This window comes from Methanobrevibacter sp. V14 (genome assembly GCF_963082475.1).
In the GTDB taxonomy this organism is placed as follows: Archaea; Methanobacteriota; Methanobacteria; order Methanobacteriales; family Methanobacteriaceae; genus Methanocatella.
Map to the genome: position 1 here is coordinate 18,544 of NZ_CAUJAM010000009.1, position 22,879 is coordinate 41,422.

A 22,879-nucleotide genomic window follows, 5' to 3' on the forward strand; every position below is an offset into this window, starting at 1 on the left:
CCTCATGATTATATTAATTAAAAATCATCTAAAAAGCCTAACGCTTCCTCAACTCTAGCCATTTCAGGACCAGTACTGCCTTTAGCGACTATTGCACCCTTGGAATTGCCAATAGTGCAGGCGCCTACTAATGGAATACCTCTTCCAACAGTACCTATATCTCCTTCAACACCAAATACTTCACGAGCGAAGTTAACTTCAGATTGCAGGGCGCTTGAACTGATTAGGAAACCCTTATTAGTTACTTTAATCAGTGAACCGATAATGTCACTTCCAACAATATGGGAAGTTTTAACATCAACATCTAAAGTTTCTTCAAGGACCTCAATAGCCTCGCCTTCCAAAAACGGACTAGCTATTGCACCATTATCGTTTGCGGCAACAATATTTCCAACTGCAGTATAATTGCCCGGAATTGTAGCAACGTTTAAGCCCATATCCCTGAATTGTTTAACTTCTCTATCCAAAACATGTGGGGAAACAACAATACCATTTGAATTAGCTACAGATAAAGATCCTATAAGGCTTGACCCTGAAATAGAAGATTTTAGTACCTCAACATCCAATGTTTCCTTAATAATATCTACTTTATCATCTAAAAGATTATAAGGAACAATTGCTAAATTATCGGTTGCTGTGATAAAAACTCCCACATTCGGATTTCCTACAATATCTACTCTTTTTAACATATTGTTACCTCACATTAATTATTGTGTGTCTATTCAGCTAAAGTAGCTTTTACAACACCATCATCATCTTTAACTGCTTTTACAGTGATTTTTGAAGGTATTTTTTGAATACCCCTTTCCCAAATAGCATGATTAATAGATTCGTCGATTTTAACTTCACTAGCTTTCATGTGTTTGGTTAAGAAATTTTTAATTTCCCTAATAGCTCTAGGAGCCCTGATAGTCCTTTTGACTTCTTTCACATTTCTAAGTGGAATTGTGTAAACTCTTTCCATAATTACCCCTCTTATAACTTAAGACTGTTTCTTCTCCAATGTCTAGGTTTAGGCCTGTATCTAAGTTTACGGTTAGTTTTAGCATAAGCCCAAATTGGAATTCTCCTATTTTGTTTATTTGCTTTTGCCATTCTTAATTTTTTAGCTAATGGTTTATTTCTACTCATTTTCTCACCTTAATAATAATTATTGTTTATATCCTATAACACGAGTTTGATAATGCACCGGGAATATGTCTAGAGAATTTCCCCCCATATCATCAATCATGGACCTTATCTCAACCTCAAAATCCGAACTATTGTCTTTGCTAGATTTCTCTTTTGAAATTTCAAATAAATTTTGCGTGATTAATCTGATTGATTTGTGACCAAAACTGTCTAAATTAATATATTGTACATCAAATCTATCTTCAAGACTTTTAATTTGATTGATATTTAATTTTGGAGTTCTATCATCTCGTCTTGTCCCATCTGCTATAATATCATGATTTTTAGCAAGTTCCTCAACTGTTTTTTCGTGGATGTATTTTATTCCATCATTTGGAAATCCATCTTCCAAGATTTTCTCACATGTTTCTTCTAATATGCTCCTATTCATTTTAAAAACATTGTGCTTAAAACCTAAAGACTTAGCGGATTTTGATGCAGGAACATACGAATCATAAACACCGAAGTTAGCCGTGTATAATTCAACGTCAAGACCCAGTCTTTTAAGCATGACCGCAACAAAAGATGAATCTTTACCACCGCTATATAAAACAGCTGCAGACATGATATTATTTCCTTGTAATCTTAATTTCTCTTTTTTGACCAGCAATTTGTCTAAGCAAGACCTTTAACTGTTCATCAGTGACTTTTCCTCTTAAGCTTCCAGATTGCGCTGATTGAATCAATTGAAGTTCGATTTGATTAACCAACTCAGGTTTGGTTAATTTAAGATTGGCCAATCTTTGACGAGCTTCAGGAGTCATGATTTGACCTAAGATTTGTTTTTTCTGAGCTTCGAATTGTGCTTGAGCTTCATGCTGTTGAGCTTGAGCCATAGCTTGTTGTTGAGCTTGGTTTTGTGCAGCAGCTTGCTGAGCTTGCAATTCAGCCATTCTTTTTTGACGAATTTCATCTAAATCGCTCATATCAAACTCTCCTAATATAATTAATATTTTGCAAGTTCAGGAATGTCTTTAATTATTTCTCCGGAAATTTTATCTAAAAAGGATCTTCCTTGAGGAGTGACAACTCTTCCACCTTTTACTTTTTCCACATATCCTGCATTTTCAAGTTGATGAAGTGCAGTTCTAATAATAGATCCGCTACCTTTCCTAAATGCTTCAGGGCGTACACCACGGTCTTTTTTACCACCGTAGAAAGTTCTTAAACTTGAAACACCAACAGGTCCATCAATGTAAACTCTTCTGATGATTGAAGCAGTTCTTATAAACCACCAATCAACATTTTCTGGTTTTCTTTCCTTGTGAACACCGGTTCTAACAAAATTGGACCATGCAGGAGACTCTATCTTATCATTTTCTTTAAATTCTTCTGCGACTTTTTCAATTAATAAATCTGCAGGTACATCAAATACAGTAGTCATATTAATTCTCCAATATTTTTTATTGTAGCTTAATCCACTGTAAACTTAAGACCTAAAAAAATAGGGCCTGTAACTCTAAATTTATAATGTTTAAGGCTTTTTCTTGTAAATAACAGCAACGTGTCCTCTAACGTCTATGAGCTTGGCTTTAGTTTTAGTGACAATTTCGTCGATGTATTTATCTTTATCGCGAGCGATATTTTTTGCAAATTTAAGTTTAACAATTTCATTAGCTTTAAGTTGACGTTTGATTTCTTCAATAACATTATCATTAACGCCTGATTTGCCAATGTTAATTGTCATCGCATTAAGAGCTCTATTCATCATTTCCTTCTTTTCTTGACTCATATTTAGCTCTCCTTTTAAACTTTTTCTCCTTTTTATAAGGAATCTTCATTACATGACCGCATTCACCACAAAAAATGTTAACCTCCTCGTTAACGAGCCGGACGGTGCAATTGCGACCAGGCTGTAGAAAGGATTTGCAACTCTTACAATACCTTCTTGACCATTCTTCAGGTATTTTGGTATTGTACTTAGTAGACAATTTAAGTGCTAATTCGACATAACGATTGGATCGCTCAGGATGGTTGATGAATTCCATCTCAGCACGGTTAAAAAGAATATTCATTCTCTCAATCGCTATTTCAATCATCCACTTTGGTCTTTTTCCTCTACTCAAAAATATCCTCCCTTAAAATGTAGGATATAATATTCAAAATTGAATTAAAATGATTTGCGCAAATTAAAACAAAAACCATAGTTAAAATAACCTTAGGTTAATATGAATATTAAGAATAATTATGTTTATTACTATTAATAAAGGTTGTGAATTTGAGACAATTCAGTACCTTCAAAAACTTGGATGATGGATTATTTTTTTGATTAATTGGAGTGTTGGCAGAAATTATTTGATTTTGAACATTTTTTCATTTTCAAAATTCTGAAAAGCTGACCATGAAATTAAATCTGCCATCTGCAAACCTTTATAATGCATTGAATCCGCATGTTCTATATTAATATGTTGCTTTTGAATATTATTCAGACTGTTTAAAAAGATATCATTGAAATTATCAATTTTTTCTTGCTTGTTTTTTGACCTGTCAATGAATATGAAAGTGGATTTATCGATATTAATTAATTCCGCCAGCTTTGAAGCTAAAATGTCATACACTTCCTTGTTGTCATATTCATAACCTATTTTATATCTGTTTAATTTGTCGAACGATTATGAAAACTTCATAATCCATGTCTTTTAACTTTTTGAGGATTTTGATTTTTAATTCATAGAGTAAGTTTCCGCCTTTGATTTCAGCAGAACTTAACATTTTCTTTCTAGAGAACCTTCGGATTTTCTTAATTATCTTATCTAACTTCTTGAATCCTCAACTTTAATGACAGCCATGATAAAATACTTTGAACTACCTTGTTTAGTTCCCAAATCACCGCTTTCATCAATATAAATATAAGACGTGTTTAAAACCAGATTATAATTATTTTAATAACACTATTACTCTAAAACACAACAATAACTTATTGTGCAATCAACCAATCCATAAAGTCAACACTGCCAACTGGATAATCTCCTCCATTAGCAATCACATCTTCAATTAGTCCAATTGCTTCACTAATTTCTAAATCACTAATATCCAACTCAAAGACTTTATCACCATATTTTTCATAGCTTTCAGCTGAACAAATCCCAAGCGCTTCTGCTTCTAGGTTTTCACGGATTTTTGAGGTGGAATAATTTCTTGCTTTAAGTCTTGACTCTAAAATTTCTGGACGGACCCTCAAAACGATTACCTTATCTGCCCCATCACATAAATGTGAGAGGTGACCTTCACAAATTACCACACCTTCAAAATCTTTAGTGATATCAGATATATGCTCGCTTAATCTTGGAATGTCAATGATCTTATATCCTTTATCCTCATCAATACCCAATAAAAAACCATTGTTTATTGCAACATCGTTTATTTTAATTAAGTGCCCATTTAATTTAGAGGCAATTGTTGTTTTGCCGACACATGGTGTGCCGGTTATAAAAATAGTTGTCATGATTATTTCTTTAAAATTACACGCAAAATATCTTCATCATCAAGTACATGATCAGGACCTACTTTTTGACCATGGAATTTAACAGAAGTTCCCCATACCTTGGCATGTCTAAAGTTTTTGACGAACTCGCGGTGAAGTTTGCCGCAGGCATCAATAACAGTGGAACCTTTTTTAATAACCAATGGGTCTTTCATGTCAGCTTTACGTCCTTGTGGTTTTAAATAAATCCGCACCAAATCAAGATTATCAAAGATAATGTCTTTTAACTCATCAATGTTAGTGTTTTTATCTGCGGAAATTGGAATGAAATCCGGAATATACTTCTTTAATTCATCAATATATGCATTATCGACCAAATCTACTTTGTTAAGTAAAATTAACATTGGAACGTATGATTTGTTGCGGTCCAATACATCAATGAACTGATCCATGCTTACATCATCACGGAAGAGCACATCAGCGTTAATATATCCATACTCGTTGAGGATTGATCTGATTGTTTTTTCATCCAATTGAGTTAGTTTGCAGGTGGATGAAACTTTAACCCCGCCCAGCTTTTTCCTTTTAACTGTGACATCAGGCGGTTGTTCATTCGGTCTAATGCCGATGACCCTAAGTTCTTTTAGAATAACATCCAGGTGTTGTGGATTAAGTGTATCGAGAACAACTAAAATTAAATCTGCAGTTCTTGCAACTGAAAGGATTTCCTTGCCTCTACCTTTACCGCTGCTGGCTCCTGTAATAATACCCGGAATATCAAATACTTGTATTTTGGCATTTTTATGCTCCATTACACCAGGTACAATATCTAAGGTGGTGAACTGATAAGCTCCAACCTTACTTTCTGCATTTGTGATGTTGTTTAATAATGTTGATTTGCCAACAGATGGAAACCCTACAAGCACTACTGTCGCATCACCGGTTTTCTTAACATGGAATCCTTGACCTTTAGACCCTCCACTGCTTCTCTGTAGAGATTCTTCTTTTAACTTGGATAATTTAGCTTTAAGCTTGCCAATATGATGTGAAGTAGCCTTATTATAAGGTGTTTTTTGAATTTCTTCCTCAATATCTTTAATCTTCTCCTCAATACCCATGTACGAAAACCTCTAAAAAAATTAGTCAATCTAAATAGTATATTAGATTATTATAATATAAATAAGTTTAAAAAATAAGAAAAAAGTAGTTAAATAAATTAACTTCCTTCTTTTGTTTTATTGGAGTTTTCTTTGAATAACCTTTCCCCGCTTTCAGTGTGTACTGGCTCAAATATTTTTTGGCCCGATCCTCCAAGTAGGTATAACTTAGTAAACATGGAATCGGTAAGTTCATTACTCATCAAGATTGGAGTATACTCGTTATTTTGTGCCATTACAAACAAAGTATAATTACCATCACTAGCACCTTTAATGGATTCATTCTTCATAACATATCCGTTTTCGATTAAAATTAACTTGGATGCTTTTAATGGATTATATTCACTACCATTAACTTCAATTGGCTTGCCTGTGTCGGTGTAAACTGATTCAACATGAACATTGGTAGTGTTATTACCGTTACCCCTTTCAATTACAGCATTTACTGTCATGCCTTGGTCTTCAAGTAATCGTACCTTAGCAGAATGTCCTGCAGTTACTTTCGCTGAATCATATGGCACATAGTAGTTGTAGTTTTCGGAAGATTGGTTTTTAAAGTTCCATGCACCAAAGTAACTCCACCATCCAGCTTTTTGAAGCATGTCTGAAGATGCGACAAATATCACAGGCCTTATCTTGCTTGGGTGAGTATATTTAACCGTTTGTTTAGCTTCAGCTGAAGTCAAATCATATTTACTGATTAATGTTTTTTGAGCATTTTCTTTAGTCATTGGCAGAATATCTATAAGTATCTTGGTTGTTTTACCTGTGCTGCCTGTTACATTTACTAAATACTCATCGGCCAAGGTACCGGTTGAATCCAGCATTCTAAATATGCCTGCAGACAATTCTAAATCCCCAGTAGTCATAGCCTGACCCAGCCAGAAAGCACGTTCCCCTGACTGGGAACCTCCATCGAATGTTACCTGCCTATCAGCAGCAACCTCAAAGAGGTAACCAAAGTCCCACCAGGATGTAAGTACAGTATCCTTAGGTTGAGTTTCATTAACCCATTCAAGTGCATTCCACATGTAATCATTTGTACCTGGAACAACATTTTCTGAAGTTTGATAAGCTCCGCAGACAACAGGAGTGATTAATGCAAGTATTACAACACAGATTAACACATATTTTTTAACTGGAACATAATTTTTATCTGCAGAGTTAGATTTAAGAGCATAAATACTAACTAAACCGATGGCGGCAATTGTAGCAAATGCTAAAATACCATAAGTCTTGTTGATTGTTGCAAGTGGCACACCCACTAAAAATCCGCAGAATGCTGTGCTTACTGCTAACAATTTATCATTGTTAAGTCTGAATTTAATATAATCATAAGCATAACCAACAAATACCCCTGCTAAAAGTGCAAACGGCAATACGATTGTGGTAATAAATCTTGAACCTTGGTTAACCGCTAAAGCAGTTACTACTACCCATACAACAAATAATGTTGCATATAATACGGTTAAACGTTTATTTGATAAAATTGGATCGTCCCCACCGAATTTTAAATCGGTAAGTGCAAGTTTGAATTTGCGACTGTCATCTAGTTTTTTAGCTGCAGATAATCTTTGACCTTTTTGAGGCTTTTCATTAACAACAGGTCTTTGACTTGAATTTCTGAATTTCCAAGCCCTTATAACTAAAATGACCAATACTGCAAGAGCTGCAAAGAATACTGCAATACCTCCGATACCATTTATGAAACCTTCGGTGTTTGCTAAAAACATTGAAGTCATTCCAGAACCTAACATATTAGGTGCTTGCATCTCTGCAACAGAAATGAGTACATTCGGGAATCCTCCTACAACAACAGATGCAGATTGTAAGCTTAATAAGCTAAATACTCTTGAAAATATTCCTAAAACACCACCAACACCTTTAAATATTGCAAGACCTGCAAAACCGACAATACCCATAAGTACAATAGACTGCAGTTCTTTATTATGAATCAGCCATTGACCTTTACTGTCATATAATTCTTTATCCTCATCAACATTGAATATGAATGTTGCAATTAAATATATTACTGCAAACAATCCCATCATCGCAACGTAAAAGATCCATCCTGTCCATTGAATAGAAAATAGTCCGATTGAGATAATTGAAAGTGCTGCAAAGACTACTTTCCAAATCCAATTATCACTTCTAATTGATTCTACAAAGAAGAATATGAATAAAAGTGAAAATATGTAATAGAACATATCTGTATCGAAAAATCCTGGGAACGTGTGCGCAAAGTAGTTCGGAGCAAGCGCAATAATCAATGTTGCAACTATTGCCCCATAATCGTTAGTTATCCTTCTTGAAAATATAAATGCCGGAATTACACATAAGGTTGATATAATCGCTCCTGTCCAAAATGCAACTTCTTTAACGGAGTAATCTCCAAAGAAAGTATTAACTACACCATGTAACCATGATGTCAAATAGACAATACCCAACTCATAATCAATTTCATTTCCTGTTGGGGCATACCTATGCATATCCCATTCACTACCATTTATAATTTTATCTCCCACATAACCATGATCTACATAATCATTAGTCAACCTGTAGTTATAATATGAATCCATTTCACTGAAATAAGGAAGACCAGATGAATCGGTGTATAAAGCTTTACCTTCATCATCAAAGTAATGTAAATCAGCTGCAGGAACTTTTAATGCAAAAACAACAGCTAAAAGAATTAAAACAATGATAATTCCTTTACCTACTGTTAATCATCACTACAAACACTTGATGAAAAGTTATTTTTATTAATTGATGAATCACACTTTGATAAAGATTGGTCAATTTCAGGTAAAATAATCACTGATAAATCTAAAAACATATTTGCGATTTTCACAGGTTCATCAGCAATAAATCTTGAATATAGTGCGGAAGCTGCAAGAAGGATGATAAGATATCCAATAACTCCCTTAAATTATTCACAACACTTAAAATTAAAATATAATTATCACACAGACATTTCCAACAATTTAATAGATTTAGTATTTAATGGTAATGTTGATGATGCAATAATAAAAGAAAAGCAGGTAAATCAGGATTTATTAAATCTAAAAAATTATCATTCAATGGATTGGGATAATTATTTTAAATTTGGCGGATTTCCATCAGTGATGCATGATACGAATCACAGAAATGCATTTAAAAAATTATACTACTCAGTTGAAACTGTAGTAACAAAAGATTTAGGGACAATGAATAACCTGACTGCAAATACACAAACAAATGCATTAAGATTAATGAAATTTTTAGCGGAAAAATATCCTGGGGACATTTCACAAAATGCACTTGCAAATAAAATCAAAACTTCTGCGGGAACTGTTAGTACAATAATGGACTTGCTTGAAAAGACTCATTTGATATTTCACATAGAACCCTATGCTGGTGCAAATGCAAGAGCAAAAAAATCATGGCAATATTATTTCGCAACACCAAGCATAATGCATGCAATAAATACAAAATTTGGATTTTCATCAATAAACTTAACAGAATATGAAGGAATATTGCTTGAAACATTAGTCGGATCAAACCTTGTCAACCTGAAAAATAGTGAACAGTTCTTTGAATTCAGTATATTCTACGACACCCATAAAGTGAAAAAACAAAAGGTTGACTTTATAATAAAAAAAGATTTTGATGAAGTAATTCCAATAGAAGTGGGGTATGGTAATAAGGATGATAATCAAATTAAGGATGCGATAAGGAGGTATAAATCTCCACATGGAATTGTTATATCGGATACAACAAAAACAATTGAAAAAGTTGATAATGTAATATTCGTGCCAATAAAAATATTTTCATTGATGTAAAATATTAATTGGGAAATATTATTTATTTTCCCTTTTATCTTAAATGTGAAAGAATATTCCGACCTCTGTAGGTCGGAGATGAATTTCACAAAAGGAGTGTGTTTGGTAAAAAATATTACTTATCAAACGCTCTACCACTTTTTATATATTATCTTATTTATATTATTATTTAGTATAACACTTTTAAAAAATATCTTAACTATCATCATTTAGGTTGTGATTATTATTACTGAATTTGTTAATAAGAATTTAAAAATCCGTATTTATCCATCTAAAGCAGATTTTAATGATAAAGATGAAAAGATTGTTAGTATTAGTAAAATTGAGCAGATTTCGGTAATTCAAGGTTTGTATGGAATCAAACATTAAGTTTCATAAAATATTTTAAGAAATTATTAATAAAATATGGATTTGATTCACATATTAAAGTCAATAATACTTCATGCAATATCATTTTAGACATGCTGAAAGAAGATAATACTTTTTTAGAATTATCTGAGTCAAGCAGCTTACAGCAAACGCTAAGAGACTTGAATACAGCATTTAAAAGATACTTTAATCCTAATTTAAAATCAGCCCATCCCAGATTTAAAAGCAAAAAGAACAAAAAAGAAAGTTTCAGAATACAAAACAACAATAACAATGTAAGACTAACAAAAAACAAATACTGTGGTTCATATAAATTAAAATTAGTAAAATTAGGAATAATAAAATTCAAAACCAGCAAAAAATACAAAAAATTACTAAAAAAAGGAAGCGATAAAAATGACCAAACAGTAAAAATACAACCTTGTAGAAACCCTCTTCTAAAAAATTTGTATGGTTCTGTAAATGTTATATAATACATCTTTGAGTTTTGTTTCTTTATTCTGTTGTCTTGTATTTCTACTAAAATTAATGCCATTAAATTCTTCTTTTTATTACGGAAATTACGCTTTCAACATTCATTCTTCGTGCATTGACATCATGCCAGAAGGATTGTAGCGCTATTTAATCTATAATGTCCTGTTGTCGCACCTTTTTTTTAATGGTATTTGGTCGAATGCTCCTACTTCTTCATTTTATGCATTTTTCTTATTTCTTCGGAAATCATATGCCTTGTCTGCTAGTATGTAATAGGGGTTTGTATGGTATTAATTGTCTAATTGAAGGTAATGCAAATTGTGTATCATGTTTTGGACTTTTATTTGCTGCGTAATTTTAGGATCATTCGTATGTCAACATTTGATTGCAATATTGGTTTTTAATGTAAGCATTTTCTGCATTTTCCCCTTATTTATGCGTAATAATGGTCAGCATAGTCACTTGTGTTTCTGTTCCATCCATATGGCAACTAATTTTACATTCTGATGGATGCATAAAAATTAATTAAGTCATTTAAATCTTTTAATTATGGTGTCTGAAATTCTTTTACAAAGAATTTTTGAATAGTTGTGAAGTGTGGTAACTTATTAAGACCTAGAAATTTTCTTATTTTATCCATAAGCTCCAAACATTCAATTATCTCGCGATAGGTTGTCTTTAAATAAGTTTTCATTGCTAAAATAGTGAATAATTGCGGGGCTGATTGTACATAATAGATTGCCTGTAATCACAGGAAATACTTTGGAAAAAATCCATCTGGAAATAGTTTATAGGTCAATTCAACAAAATTTTAACAGCATATATTTTCATGTTTAGCAATGGAAAAAATAGTTTTTCTTCTTGAGTTTCATTTGTTAATTTTAAATCCAAAATCCAAAAGGTTTAACTGTCTTGAATTCAAATAAATAATATGGAGAGTATTTTATTTTTCTGTACATATTAATATATATTCTCAATTTTACTATATATAGTTATTTATCGCATAATTTGGATAATAGTAAGTTATATTTTAAGTGTAAAAAATTAAAGAAATAAAATCGCTTAAAATTAAAATCTAAGCATTTTTGGAAAAATTTTTTTGCTAAGTACATGTTCAAGTGAAAAATAATAATGAATGAAAAACATGTTAAAATTAAAAATAAAGAATTTATATGACTTATTTAGACAAAACAACTAAATAAATTCGATGTTACCATAAATTTTGATATGGTTTCTACAAGGTTGATAATTTATAAGAATTTAGATGATAAAACTTTCAAAGAACGTGGGAAAGATTTTTTAATTAATTTTGGACTATCATCATTGCAATTTCTATTTTCGCAGTTATATGATAAATTTTCTAATAGTGGAGGTGCATTAAATGGAATTTCAATTTTATAATAAACATGAACTTAAATTATGTGCTATACGATGTTTTATTATTGGAATTATTATTATGGGACTTGGAGGATTAATTTTATTCCTCATTTCCCATAATTTTATTATTTCAAATTTTATAATAATTGGAGGAATTATTTCTTCAGCAGTATATTCCATCCTGATTTATTCAAGAGATTTTATTGATGAAAAATATGGAATATTTGATTCTGAATTTTCTGGTTTTTCATATCAATATATGGTCATATTACTAGGATGTTTATGTATTGGATTATCATTTGCCTCATTTGGCATAGGTTTAGTTCAAGGAGGCATTTATTCTGCTATTGCATTTAGTTTAACCAGTTATTTTCCATTTATTTTCATGTTTTTGCGATTAAATGTTTATAAAAATGAAAATTCAAGATGGTTAAAAGTTGAATGTGAAAATGGAGATGCATATTATAAAAAAGTTTTTGGATATCATCCTGTTTTTTATTATTTAATTGGAACAATCTTTGTTATGGGACCATTAGGAATGTCTACCCATAATATTTTAAATTCCATATTTTTAAAGAGTTATCCGGTAAACATGCAGAAAGATAAAAGATGATAAAAAAAAGAATAAAGTTAAGTAATTTAGTTAATTACTTTACTTTTGATAATTTCCACTCTTTTAAGTGGGTAGATTTTTTTAGCATTGTGATAAATTTCAGATGCTAATTTACCGTTTACACAAACATTTACCAAATCGTCAAAGGATTTTTCAGCAGCTGCATCAATGAGTAAATCTTCAATAGTTCTTCTCATGTATCTTTGTTGGGAAGATTTAGCTCTTCTAGTAGTTACAGCTAAAACGTGTAATTTTAATTTATAATTATCTTTGGTTTTAACTACTGTGGAAGCATCGATTCTGGAAGTTCCTCTTCTAATCATACTTCTTACATAATCAGTAGTGGTTTTGTGACCTGTGAATTTGGTGTTTGCAACATTGCCTGCAACATTGTCAATTTCAAATCTGAGTTTGATGTATTGTTTTGAGAAGTCTCCGGTTAATTCCCTCATGGTAACTTCCACACCTCTTCCAATGAGAAAATCTGGATCCCTAGATGGAGTTTCTCCAATTTCTTTATCTTCAAAGTTCACTGGTGTTTTAATAGTATACCAGGATTTTTCTTTCCATGTATCACGTACTCTACGTCTTGCTTTTGCTTTTGCCATTATATCTATCCTATAAATTTAATCTATAATATTAGCGTTGCGCCATTAAAATTTTAAAACTAGCCTTAACTAAATTGTAAAAATGATTTCAAATAAGTATAAATTTACAATCGTTAAAGAAACTCATGTGAGTTAATCTCACGTTATTTTAAGTAAATATTTTAAATAAAGTTTTAATTTATAAAACCCGCCCATAAAGGTTATAATTACTTATTTTATTCATAATATATAAAAGTTTTTGAATTTTAAAAATATAGGAAAAATTTTTGAAAAATAAAAAATAATAAAATTTTTAAAAGTTATTTATGATCATGTAAAAAAAGAAGCAAATATCTTAGATTTAAAAACCAAGTGCCGACATTTAGTTTTTCATGAAATTTACATGATCAATATATCTCTTCAAAACCTCTTCAATTGGCCCTTCATCCATGACCAATTTAACATCAGCATCGTCTGCTTTGATTTTAGATTTAAAACCATATTGAACTGAAATTATAGCATCACAATCCTTGCAAGCTTGAATTACTTTTCCGCCTTGATGTTTTGAATCATCAGAAATTTCTAATTCACGTTTTTCAACAAAATCCATGTCATCATAAACGTATATGGTTTTACCCTTTCCAAGATGAGTGTCAACATTTTTACCATCAGATGATACCACCGCCAAACGCATTTTGAAATCCTCCATTTTAATTAAATAATAATACAATTATAATACCACTTACACTCCAGCACCTTGCAATGCATGAAGACAACTGCAATCTTCCTCATCATCAACATTTTTTATGAAGTTATATATTAATTCATATAGGTCAACTTCTTTTTGAGCAAGCATCTCAAATACCTCATCTATCGTAAGCTCATTTTCAGAAATTCCAGAAGCGTAATTTGACACTATGCAAATGGAATTATAACAAATTTCTCTTTCACGGGCCAAGGTAACTTCAGGAAGTCCAGTCATTCCAACAATATCCCCCCCAAGCATTTTAAACATTTTAATCTCGGCAGGTGTTTCGAATCTGGGCCCTTCAGTGCAAACATAAATTCCCCCCAATATTACATCCCCTGAAGCATCTAAAACATTAGCCAAACTAGGACAATAAGGCTCTGTAACATCAATATGAACCACACAATCTTCATAGAAAGTTTTATCCCTGTTTTGTGAGAAATCTAAAAAATCATCTGGAACAACAAAAGATCCCGGAGGCATGTCCTTATTCATTGAACCAACAGAGTTAGTAGCTATTACCTTTGTAACCCCAACATTTTTAAGTGCATCAATATTTGCACGATAATTGATTTTATGTGGAGGAATAGAATGTCCAGAAGCATGACGAGGAATAAAAGCCACTTTTTTAGAACATATATCTAAAATGGATACCTCAACATTCCCATATTCAGTTTTGACTAACTCATTTTTACAAAAGTCGGCTTTTTGAGCAATTTCATAAACTCCGCTGCCTCCAATAATACCTATCATTGCAATCATCCTTTGCAAACGGACAACGGTTTTACTTTTGCAACCAATTTTGCAATACCTGTACTGTCAGAAACCCTAACTACTGAATCTACATCTTTATAAGCTCCAGGAGCTTCCTCTTCAATGACATGCTTACTGCTAGCTTTGACTTTAATACCTTTTGATGCTAAATCGTCAGTGATTTCATCTGCATCATAATCCTTCTTAGCTCTGGAACGTGACAGGATCCTGCCGGCTCCATGAGCTGTAGAACCAAATGTTTCCCTCATTGCAGTTTCGCTACCATACAATACATATGATGCAGTTCCCATTGTACCTGGAATTAAAACGGGCTGTCCCACATCCCTATATTTTTCAGGGACTTCCTCCCTTCCAGGACCGAATGCTCTTGTTGCTCCTTTACGGTGAACTATGACCTCTTCTTCGCGATTATAAATTTTATGGGTTTCCAATTTTGCAATATTGTGAGCCACATCATAAAGAATGCTCATTTCCATTTCTTTTGCAGATTTGCCTAAGACCTCTTCAAAAGTTTCCCTAATCCAATGAGTTATCATTTGTCTATTAGCCCATGCATAATTAGCCGCAGCAGACATTGCCTTAATATAATTATGTGCTTCTTTTGAATCAAGTGGAGCGCAAGCCAATTGCCTATCTGCAATATTAATTTTATAATTTTTATAAGTCTTATCCATTATTCTTAAATAATCAGAGCATACCTGATGTCCGCAGCCTCTTGAACCTGTGTGAACCATAACAACAATCATTCCTTTTTCAAGCCCAAATACTTCTGCAACTTCTTCATCATAGATTTCATCCACAATTTGAATTTCTAAAAAATGATTGCCTGAACCAAGTGAACCCAATTGTGGAATACCTCTTTTTTTAGCCTTATCAGAAACGATACTTGAATCGGCATCCTCCATCTTACCATTTTCTTCTAAAACTTCTAAATCTTCAGCCCATCCGTATCCATTATCTACAGCCCATTCAGCACCATAATCAAGTACATCGTTAATTTCATTTTCTTTCAGTCTGATTTTGCCTTTGCTGCCTACACCTGAAGGGATGTTTTCAAATAACTTTTCTGTAAGTTCATCTAGGCTATCTTCAATATCCTCCAATGCCAGATTTGATTTGATTAATCTGACTCCGCAGTTAATGTCAAATCCAACCCCTCCAGGAGATACGACACCATTTCTTATACTGAATGCTGCAACTCCCCCTATCGGAAATCCATATCCGAAATGAATATCAGGCAATCCTATTGCATATCTTTGAACACCTGGAAGACATGCCACATTAACAATTTGTTCAATAGCTCCCTCTTCCAAATCGTCAATGTATTCATCTGCAATATAAAATCTTCCAGAAGCCCTCATAGATTTGTTATAAGAACCCGGAATCTCATAAACATTATCTCTCACTTTTTTAATTTCGTCTTTAATTGTCATAGTATCACAAAAAATATAATTGCTTTTATATATATTATTGGCATTTAAATAAGGTTTTCTAAAAAATCATTTTCTAAATAATGATGAAACACCTGCAAGAAGTAAAAATATCGCACTTATCACATTAATATAATCAGATCCAAGAATAACGAACATAGTTGCGATTATAAAACCAATACCTGCAATCTCAGCATTTTTTCTAACATAATATGTTGAAGCAATACCTAAAAATGATGCAACGACTGCAATTAATCCTAAAAAAGGAGTATGTGCATTGGTTGGAACACTTCCAAGGAATATTAAAAAGGAACCTGAGAATATTCCGACTAGTGAACCAACAATACCCAATATCATTTCAAAAATTCTTGAGATGCTTTTAGTTCTTTTCATGATAATAAATTTATAAGGGATATTATAAATACTTTAAAAATCCCCTTCTTCATTGTTGTCAAAAAAATAGCTTTCCCTGACTTCGATTTTGGTCCTGCCCTGCAGGGTGTCTATGGTGTCCATGTTCAGTCCGATTTCACGAAGCTGGCTTGCATGGAATTTTTTCAGCATGTGGATAGGGAAGCGGTTGTTGTATCCACCTTTTCCCAGTCAAAGCTGGTTGTTGATTGTTCTGAACTTTTTGATGAAATGCTGTTCTCTTATTTTAAACAGTTGGGAGTCCGGTTGCAGATACCTGTTTTCGCTTAAAATGTAATTGATTATTTCAACTGTTGCTTCAGCTGCAGCAGGTGTAATAATACTTGTTTATTTTCTGCCTTTTAAGATAAAAGAGTGGCAAGATTGCCTGATTGTCTTTCATCCTTTTGAGTGTTTCATAGATGTCATCGATTGTGGCAGTCCTCGGTGGCTTTGATGAATTCACACTGTAAGGTTCAGTGTTTCCATTCTTGCACAGCTGATGAGCTCATGAATAGGATTATTGACTTCATGAGAGGAATGGATATTTTCAAAGCTTTTTTGATGATGTTTTTGTCAGGCAAGTCTTTAAAGCTGATTGCCACTTCATCTATGTTTTTGGTGCTGATTGGAAACAATGGACGTATCTCTATTTCTAAATGTCTGTAGAATGCCAAGAGTTTGCTGAATATGCTTTTGGTTGTGGAGCATGCGTGTTTTTCGTATAGGTATGCCCTGAAGCCCAATAGTCTTTTCTTAGAGTTCTGTATTTCCAGCGTCTTTCTTCTTCTTTTTCAGCCTCATCAAGGAGTTCCGCCCTGTTTTTTCATTGTAATTGGAGCATTCATGCTTTATGAAAATACTTCCTATGAAACTAATTATAAGTCAACAATAACCTGAAGCTCAACATGGTCTGTTTTTCTAACCTCCATTTTATGAAATGTTATTGCTTTTATTTCTGTTTTTCGCTCATGTTTATTCCAATTTATGGTTTCTCCTTTAATTTTAGCTTTTAGGTGTAAATTATCACTAATCTCAACATGAAATTCACTAAACAGCATGAATTTGATTTCATGATAGAACAGCAGCTCCTCCAAATAATCATATAAAAGAGATACTTCATCTTCTGAGGTTATTTCGAATTCAATTTCATTTAAAGGTTCTATATTTGAAGTATCAGATATTATATTAAAAATAGCCAGTCCCGCATTTTCAAATGCTTCGGTTATATCCATTCCATAAGATGTAAATCCAATATCTGCCGTGGCTTCAAAATATTCATAATTTTTCATGTGATTACCTCAAAAATAATATTCTTCAAATGCTCTCTATCTCTTTTTTTATATATGGATTTTAAACAATTTAAGATTAGGGATTAAAATGTTAGGCAATAAAGACACCTCAATTAAAGTAGATTTAAGAAAAAGAAATTCATTAAAAGACGAAATAATATATCACAATATAGACATTCAATCTTGCATGGTAATGCTTGTAGTAATAGCAGCATTACTTTTCTCTGTTATTTCAATTGTAGCAGCTCAAGCTCCAGTAGTATAACCTGGAGCATTAAATAGATGCCAAACCCTTAGTTGCACATTAGACTATGAGCTTGCCATGCAAAAAACTATACTCTAATGTTTAAAAACTAATTTCCAGTTACAGGAAAGGCTATTAAAAATCATAGTCCTTGGGGTTGAAACGCAATATAATTTCCCTAGAATTTCCTACAGCCCCTTTTCCTGTAAATTTGGTATCTATTAATCTTACAAATTCTAATTTGTCAACCACCCTATTAAATGAAGAGTAACTTGATCCTGTTTTTTCTTTATATATTTCGGACATCTCGCCAATAGTGTGCCTTCCTTCATTTTCAGAAATGAACTTTAAAACATCTTTTTCTGTATCGGTTAAAGTTTTTAATGTTTGAGATATGTTAACAGATACAAGTGAATCAATAGCCTTATCAAAATGTTCTTGAGCAATTTCACGGCTTGCATCAGCTTCAGCAATATTTCCGCAACTTCTCAAAAGATTAATTCCAACTCTCAAATCACCATTTTCAAAAGTGTACATAGCAACCTGCTCCAGGATATCATCAGAGACAACATCTGGGAAAAAACCTGCCTTAACCCTGTCACGTAAGATATCCTCTATTTCCGAGTAGGAATATAATGGGAATATTATTTCCTGAGGAATGAATACCGTAGTTACGTTTTTATCAAAAGCATATTTGAATTCCAAATCTGACAGGATTGCAAAAATAGATGTTTTTACACCAGGATACTCCTCATATGCCCTGAGCAAATCATATACTACTTTGTTAGCATTTTTTGATTGGAACAAATAGTTAATATCATCTAGCGCTACAACCAGAGATTTTCCGGTTTTTTGAAGTTCTTTCATTATTTGGCCATAGATTCTTGAAAATGGAACACCTGTTTCAGGTGGAATGTGTCCGAAGATTTTTTTATATATTTGTGAAAATATTCCAAAGCGTGTTGTGTGTAGCTGACAGTTAATATAAATGCACAATACTTTTTCTGTTGTCTTTTCGACTAACTCAAATACTTTTTTAATTGCTGTTGTCTTTCCAGTAGCAGGTGAGCCTAGGACTGTTGCATTTGATGGTTTTCCTCCCCGGATAGCTGGCCTTATTGACATTGCCATTGCTTCCATTTGAGTGTCTCTAAAATTATAGTTAGGAGGGAAATAATCTGGATCAAATGCGTTTATGTCTTGAAAAAGACTTTCATCATACATTAAAATATCTTCGATTCCCATGTTATCATATTATATTGTTTTATTATAAAACGATTATTATCTAGACAAGTTAACTATATCCACATCTTCATTGTCAATTATCCATTGTGTGAATTTCTCGGCGTAATACAGTTTTTTCTTTTTAAAGTCGTCTGCTTTGGCCAATGAAGTTTCTATATTGGGTCTTGAGTATTTGGTTATGATTTCACCGAAATCCATACCTGCAAGGGTGATTTCCTTTGCATTAAGTGCAACTGCTAAAAATAATGCCCTATCCCCATCGCTGAATCCTCCAAAGTTGTAAAGATTTCCAATTGGTTGGGATTGTGTAGTTCCAAGCACGCTTGTAAAGAATTTTGTTAAATTTGCAATTTTATCAATATTGTCCCCATGGGCATGGATTACAATGTTTGCTCCCCTAAAGTTAGCAAGCAATATGTCATCAAGATTTCCATCCAAATCCGTGGTGATTATGTCCGGTGCGATTTTCTCTTCAATCAGTGCAGTTGTTGCACCATCAGCTGCAACCAAAACATAATCTTTTAAATCATAGTTTTCCTTAAAGAATTTTACATGCTCTTTTAGAGATGGTCCTGCGCCAAATATGATGTATTTATCTGAAAAATCAACAAATTGAGATAGGGCATCTAAAGTTAAGCAGCCTTCACTTGATAAAATTTCGTCCAGCAGCAGTGCGGATTTCTCATCATTTTCACGCAAAAATCCGAAATCCTCAAGAATTTCCGTATAGTATTTTTCCCAAAGTCCAAAATCCATGGTTAAAACCTCATTATATTATATTTAAATTTTTGATTTATTAATCTATTTATTTGCAACCTTAATCTCAGAGCCTGTAATATAAGTATGCAAATTATTAATTTGTCTTAATGTAAATCCGACCATAAAAGCAGATATTACTGTTCCAATATTCACTGCCCCTAAAATGTTTGTATACCACAATCCACACATTATAAGCGATATCACAACCATCACCGCATCAAAAGCAATTTTTATAGTTGAAAATCTCCAGCCGCTTACGATTGCAATAGCTTCCACACATCCTTCACCAGGAAGTGGGGCAATATCAGCAGGCATATAGACAAATATTCCCAATGCTGTTAGGAATATACTTAAAATTAAAAATAGAATACTCATTTCTATTGATCCGTCAAACGGGATTAAAGAAACTGTGTTTAGTGCCAAATCAGAAAAATATCCAAATAACACGCAGTTAATCAGCTGCAATAATCTTTTTTTGTGAAATTTTGAGCGCAAAATGATGAACTGGATTAAAATTAAAGCTGTGTTAAAGATGAATGTTGTAATTCCAAGGCTGATGTTTGTTATTAAAACCAACGAATAAGAAATAGAGCTTATAGGAGTTGTTCCATATGCAGAAATTATTGCAAATGCCACACCAAATGACATCATTAGCAACCCAAAAGCAAATGAACAAATCCTTTTTATCATGATATAAGATATACCTTACATCATTTTTAAATCCAGATGATTTGGCCGAAAAGACTAAGTTGCCCAATAATTGGAGCTGGCGCTGATTCAAAAATACATTTGAAAAATCACTTAATGTTAACTTTTAAGCCACAAATTCCATACTAACAATCAGTTTTAAACAAACAGGAAGATTAATAATATTTTATTGCACAGCATAGTAAAATCGATATGTGAACATGTTCATTATTGAATAAATTATATATTGAAAATATTTAATAAGTATAAAAATTAAAGATAGTAATGCTAGAAAAGCTTATTACAATTGGAGGATATTTAATGAACGATATTTTGTTAATGCTTCCCGGACCAACAACAGTGCATCCTAGAGTACTCAATGCAATGTCACAGGCTGTTGTTAACCACAGAGGAGCTAAATACAGTAAAATCTTAACCGAAACTACTGAATTAATGAGCAAGGTTTTCCAAACTCAAAATGATTCTTATTTATTAACTGGATCCGGAACTGCAGCAATGGAAGCAGGCATTGCCAATACTGTAGCCCTTGGAGAAAAAATGTTAAATGTTGTAGGTGGAAAATTCGGAGAACGTTTCATGAAAATCGCTGAAACTCATGGAATCGATGCTCAAGAATTAGCAGTTGAGTGGGGAACTGCTGTAACACCCAAAGCAATCGAAGAAGCCCTTGAAGCTGATGAAGATATTAAAGCTGTAAGTGTTATCCACAATGAAACTTCCACAGGTGTGGCAGCACCTATCGAGGAAATTGGTAAAGTAATGAAAAATTATGATGCATTATACATTGTCGATACCGTATCTTCACTTGCAGGAGATGAAGTGAAGGTTGATAAATTCGGCATTGATGTTTGTCTTACCGGATCACAAAAATGTATTGCTGCGCCGCCAGGAATGGGAGCAATTACCTTAAGTGACGATGCTTGGGCGGCTGTTGATAAAGTAGAAAGCAACACTTTCTATTTGGATATGAAAGCGGCACGTAAAAGCGGGAATAAAGTGCCTCCTGAAACACCATACACCCCTTCCGTTTCACTTACATATGCAATGAATGAAGCTTTAAAAATGATTATGGAAGAGGGAATAGAAAACAGAGTTGCTCGCCACCACAAAGCTGCTAAAGCTAGTGTTGATGCAGTAAAGGCATTGGGGCTTGAATTGTTCGCTGACGAGGAAGTTTCTTCCGCAACTGTAACTGCCGTCAAAATACCTGAAGGAATTGCCGATGCTGAATTTAGAGGAACCACCCGTGACAAATATGGTGTTGAATTAGCTGGCGGTCAAGATCACTTAAAAGGAAACGTTTTCAGAATTGGACACATGGGTAATGTTTCATATAAAGAATTAACTCAGACTTTTGCTGCTATTGGCATGACTTTAAAAGGTTTAGGAGTTATTGATGAAGCTGGTGCCGGTGTAGCATCTATTGCAGAATCATACTTATGATTCTGATTTTTTTCTTTTTTTATTCAGTTTGATGTAACATATTTTTTATAGTAAGTTATAAGTGAAAAGTTACACTTGAAATGCATGTCTGCAAATTGTGTCTTAGAACTTATAAGTGAAAAGTTACACTTGAAATGAATGTCTCCACCTTGTGTATTAGAAGTTATAAGTGAAAAGTTACACTTGAAATACTCCTCTCCAAAAGGAATTTTTGAAGTTATAAGTGAAAAGTTACACTTGAAATACACGTCTAAAATTAGGTGTAATTAAAATTTTACACTTGAAACCTATGCATTATAAGTCTAAAAAGTAATACCCGAGCATACAATATAAAATTATTTAAAATAAAAATGCCAAACTTATATACATATAAAGGATGTGAAAACCATGTCAGAAAATATTAAAACAACTGTTGAAGAATTGCGCAAATTGATTAACGTGGACAATGTAATTGGAACTCCAATTGAAACTGAAGATAAAGTTCTCATTCCAGTGATGAAAATGGGAGTAGGATTTGGAGCCGGTGAAAACATACTTGGCAGTCAAGGTAGTGACGCGGCAGGTGCTGGAGCTGGAGTAGAACCAATATCAATGGTGATGATACCTAAAAAAGGCAACGATGCTGAAGGGGTCCGTGTACTTGACTTAAGCAAAGGAACCGAAACCAACAAAGCAATATCTGATATCGGATTGATAATTACTGATCTTGTAAAAAGCTTTTTAGACACACAGCAAGGTGTTGGTGAAGAATACTACGATGAATCAGAATACATTGAACCTGAATTCAGCACCAGTGATGATGCAAAAGAAGAATAGGGCTTTACTGCATGCTA

Annotated in this window: 30 protein-coding genes; 7 read left to right on the plus strand and 23 right to left on the minus strand. The window is 33.0% G+C overall.

Translation table 11 applies throughout. The features are described 5' to 3' along the window. Nucleotides 1–17: 17 nt before the first annotated feature. The 13 genes from Q9968_RS07620 to Q9968_RS07680 all read right to left on the minus strand — a co-directional run bounded on the left by Q9968_RS07620 (nucleotide 18) and on the right by Q9968_RS07680 (nucleotide 8,602). On the minus strand, nucleotides 18–689 hold the full coding sequence (locus Q9968_RS07620; protein WP_305515087.1) for a translation initiation factor IF-6: 672 nt from the start codon (nucleotides 687–689) through the stop codon (nucleotides 18–20). A gap of 29 nt (nucleotides 690–718) precedes the next feature. Next, nucleotides 719–964 (minus strand): 50S ribosomal protein L31e, encoded by a 246-nt coding sequence (locus Q9968_RS07625; RefSeq protein ID WP_305515089.1) that lies wholly within the window; start codon nucleotides 962–964, stop codon nucleotides 719–721. 11 nt (nucleotides 965–975) lie between these two features. Next, complete coding sequence (locus Q9968_RS07630; RefSeq protein ID WP_004032463.1) at nucleotides 976–1,131, minus strand: 50S ribosomal protein L39e; 156 nt, start codon at nucleotides 1,129–1,131, stop codon at nucleotides 976–978. A gap of 19 nt (nucleotides 1,132–1,150) precedes the next feature. Further along, nucleotides 1,151–1,735 (minus strand): asparagine synthase-related protein, encoded by a 585-nt coding sequence (locus Q9968_RS07635; RefSeq protein WP_305515093.1) that lies wholly within the window; start codon nucleotides 1,733–1,735, stop codon nucleotides 1,151–1,153. Nucleotides 1,736–1,739: 4 nt separating this feature from the next. Next, nucleotides 1,740–2,096, minus strand: coding sequence for a DNA-binding protein (locus tag Q9968_RS07640; RefSeq protein ID WP_305515095.1), 357 nt, complete (start codon nucleotides 2,094–2,096; stop codon nucleotides 1,740–1,742). A 20-nt stretch (nucleotides 2,097–2,116) separates the two neighbouring features. Continuing rightward, a complete protein-coding gene (locus Q9968_RS07645; RefSeq protein WP_305515097.1) occupies nucleotides 2,117–2,554 on the minus strand; it encodes a 30S ribosomal protein S19e in 438 nt (145 codons plus the stop codon). A gap of 90 nt (nucleotides 2,555–2,644) precedes the next feature. Continuing rightward, a complete protein-coding gene (locus Q9968_RS07650) occupies nucleotides 2,645–2,902 on the minus strand; it encodes a YhbY family RNA-binding protein (RefSeq protein ID WP_305515099.1) in 258 nt (85 codons plus the stop codon). After that, on the minus strand, nucleotides 2,871–3,236 hold the full coding sequence (locus Q9968_RS07655) for a ribonuclease P protein component 4 (RefSeq protein WP_305515101.1): 366 nt from the start codon (nucleotides 3,234–3,236) through the stop codon (nucleotides 2,871–2,873). The genes Q9968_RS07650 and Q9968_RS07655 overlap by 32 nt, the downstream gene beginning before the upstream one ends. Before the next feature lie 225 nt (nucleotides 3,237–3,461). Beyond that, complete coding sequence (locus Q9968_RS07660; protein ID WP_305515102.1) at nucleotides 3,462–3,728, minus strand: DUF3800 domain-containing protein; 267 nt, start codon at nucleotides 3,726–3,728, stop codon at nucleotides 3,462–3,464. A 359-nt stretch (nucleotides 3,729–4,087) separates the two neighbouring features. Then, nucleotides 4,088–4,618, minus strand: coding sequence for an adenylate kinase family protein (locus tag Q9968_RS07665; protein WP_342765954.1), 531 nt, complete (start codon nucleotides 4,616–4,618; stop codon nucleotides 4,088–4,090). Beyond that, nucleotides 4,618–5,712: a GTP-binding protein gene (locus Q9968_RS07670; RefSeq protein WP_305515105.1), complete on the minus strand. Its 1,095-nt coding sequence runs from the start codon at nucleotides 5,710–5,712 to the stop codon at nucleotides 4,618–4,620. The genes Q9968_RS07665 and Q9968_RS07670 overlap by 1 nt, the downstream gene beginning before the upstream one ends. Nucleotides 5,713–5,810: 98 nt before the next feature. Next, on the minus strand, nucleotides 5,811–8,459 hold the full coding sequence (locus Q9968_RS07675; RefSeq protein ID WP_305515689.1) for an STT3 domain-containing protein: 2,649 nt from the start codon (nucleotides 8,457–8,459) through the stop codon (nucleotides 5,811–5,813). 14 nt (nucleotides 8,460–8,473) lie between these two features. Further along, complete coding sequence (locus Q9968_RS07680) at nucleotides 8,474–8,602, minus strand: hypothetical protein (RefSeq protein WP_305515107.1); 129 nt, start codon at nucleotides 8,600–8,602, stop codon at nucleotides 8,474–8,476. A gap of 49 nt (nucleotides 8,603–8,651) precedes the next feature. Here Q9968_RS07680 and Q9968_RS07685 point away from each other — a divergent pair, with 49 nt between their 5' ends. After that, nucleotides 8,652–9,572 carry an ATP-binding protein gene (locus tag Q9968_RS07685; protein WP_305515109.1) on the plus strand — a complete coding sequence of 307 codons (921 nt, stop codon included), beginning with the start codon at nucleotides 8,652–8,654 and terminating at the stop codon, nucleotides 9,570–9,572. A gap of 461 nt (nucleotides 9,573–10,033) precedes the next feature. After that, on the plus strand, nucleotides 10,034–10,414 hold the full coding sequence (locus Q9968_RS07690) for a hypothetical protein (RefSeq protein WP_305515111.1): 381 nt from the start codon (nucleotides 10,034–10,036) through the stop codon (nucleotides 10,412–10,414). Nucleotides 10,415–10,962: 548 nt separating this feature from the next. On the opposite strand, the gene Q9968_RS07695 is transcribed toward Q9968_RS07690, so the two are convergent. After that, nucleotides 10,963–11,154 (minus strand): transposase, encoded by a 192-nt coding sequence (locus tag Q9968_RS07695; RefSeq protein WP_342765955.1) that lies wholly within the window; start codon nucleotides 11,152–11,154, stop codon nucleotides 10,963–10,965. A 642-nt stretch (nucleotides 11,155–11,796) separates the two neighbouring features. Here Q9968_RS07695 and Q9968_RS07700 point away from each other — a divergent pair. Next, nucleotides 11,797–12,405, plus strand: coding sequence for a hypothetical protein (locus tag Q9968_RS07700; RefSeq protein WP_305515113.1), 609 nt, complete (start codon nucleotides 11,797–11,799; stop codon nucleotides 12,403–12,405). A gap of 26 nt (nucleotides 12,406–12,431) precedes the next feature. Here the strand turns inward: Q9968_RS07700 and Q9968_RS07705 are convergent, their stop codons facing one another. From Q9968_RS07705 to Q9968_RS07725, 5 genes are all read right to left on the minus strand, one after another. Continuing rightward, a complete protein-coding gene (locus Q9968_RS07705) occupies nucleotides 12,432–13,013 on the minus strand; it encodes a 30S ribosomal protein S3ae (RefSeq protein ID WP_305515115.1) in 582 nt (193 codons plus the stop codon). A 361-nt stretch (nucleotides 13,014–13,374) separates the two neighbouring features. Further along, nucleotides 13,375–13,686, minus strand: coding sequence for a NifB/NifX family molybdenum-iron cluster-binding protein (locus Q9968_RS07710; RefSeq protein WP_305515117.1), 312 nt, complete (start codon nucleotides 13,684–13,686; stop codon nucleotides 13,375–13,377). Between the two features lie 48 nt (nucleotides 13,687–13,734). Further along, nucleotides 13,735–14,493: an S-methyl-5'-thioadenosine phosphorylase gene (gene mtnP, locus Q9968_RS07715; RefSeq protein ID WP_305515118.1), complete on the minus strand. Its 759-nt coding sequence runs from the start codon at nucleotides 14,491–14,493 to the stop codon at nucleotides 13,735–13,737. Nucleotides 14,494–14,498: 5 nt separating this feature from the next. Further along, complete coding sequence (locus tag Q9968_RS07720) at nucleotides 14,499–15,947, minus strand: RtcB family protein (protein WP_305515119.1); 1,449 nt, start codon at nucleotides 15,945–15,947, stop codon at nucleotides 14,499–14,501. Between the two features lie 66 nt (nucleotides 15,948–16,013). Then, nucleotides 16,014–16,337: a hypothetical protein gene (locus Q9968_RS07725; protein WP_305515121.1), complete on the minus strand. Its 324-nt coding sequence runs from the start codon at nucleotides 16,335–16,337 to the stop codon at nucleotides 16,014–16,016. A 474-nt stretch (nucleotides 16,338–16,811) separates the two neighbouring features. Between Q9968_RS07725 and Q9968_RS07730 the strand changes: the two genes are divergently transcribed. Further along, nucleotides 16,812–17,024 carry a hypothetical protein gene (locus Q9968_RS07730; RefSeq protein WP_305515123.1) on the plus strand — a complete coding sequence of 71 codons (213 nt, stop codon included), beginning with the start codon at nucleotides 16,812–16,814 and terminating at the stop codon, nucleotides 17,022–17,024. Between the two features lie 209 nt (nucleotides 17,025–17,233). Here the strand turns inward: Q9968_RS07730 and Q9968_RS07735 are convergent, their stop codons facing one another. Further along, the gene (locus Q9968_RS07735) at nucleotides 17,234–17,647 is read right to left on the minus strand and encodes an archease (RefSeq protein ID WP_305515125.1); all 414 of its coding nucleotides are present in this window, start codon (nucleotides 17,645–17,647) and stop codon (nucleotides 17,234–17,236) included. Nucleotides 17,648–17,735: 88 nt separating this feature from the next. Between Q9968_RS07735 and Q9968_RS07740 the strand changes: the two genes are divergently transcribed. Next, nucleotides 17,736–17,912: a hypothetical protein gene (locus tag Q9968_RS07740; RefSeq protein WP_305515126.1), complete on the plus strand. Its 177-nt coding sequence runs from the start codon at nucleotides 17,736–17,738 to the stop codon at nucleotides 17,910–17,912. Nucleotides 17,913–18,026: 114 nt separating this feature from the next. Here the strand turns inward: Q9968_RS07740 and Q9968_RS07745 are convergent, their stop codons facing one another. Genes Q9968_RS07745 through Q9968_RS07755 form a run of 3 tightly spaced genes read right to left on the minus strand, consistent with a single transcriptional unit; the run spans nucleotide 18,027 to nucleotide 20,546 of the window. After that, a complete protein-coding gene (locus Q9968_RS07745; protein ID WP_305515128.1) occupies nucleotides 18,027–19,136 on the minus strand; it encodes an ORC1-type DNA replication protein in 1,110 nt (369 codons plus the stop codon). A gap of 36 nt (nucleotides 19,137–19,172) precedes the next feature. Continuing rightward, nucleotides 19,173–19,892, minus strand: coding sequence for a 6-hydroxymethylpterin diphosphokinase MptE-like protein (locus Q9968_RS07750; protein WP_305515130.1), 720 nt, complete (start codon nucleotides 19,890–19,892; stop codon nucleotides 19,173–19,175). A 45-nt stretch (nucleotides 19,893–19,937) separates the two neighbouring features. Continuing rightward, nucleotides 19,938–20,546: a YitT family protein gene (locus Q9968_RS07755; RefSeq protein WP_305515132.1), complete on the minus strand. Its 609-nt coding sequence runs from the start codon at nucleotides 20,544–20,546 to the stop codon at nucleotides 19,938–19,940. Nucleotides 20,547–20,903: 357 nt separating this feature from the next. Here Q9968_RS07755 and Q9968_RS07760 point away from each other — a divergent pair, with 357 nt between their 5' ends. Further along, complete coding sequence (locus Q9968_RS07760) at nucleotides 20,904–22,046, plus strand: alanine--glyoxylate aminotransferase family protein (protein WP_305515134.1); 1,143 nt, start codon at nucleotides 20,904–20,906, stop codon at nucleotides 22,044–22,046. A 387-nt stretch (nucleotides 22,047–22,433) separates the two neighbouring features. Further along, nucleotides 22,434–22,862, plus strand: coding sequence for a GerW family sporulation protein (locus tag Q9968_RS07765; protein WP_305515135.1), 429 nt, complete (start codon nucleotides 22,434–22,436; stop codon nucleotides 22,860–22,862). Nucleotides 22,863–22,879 lie beyond the last annotated feature (17 nt).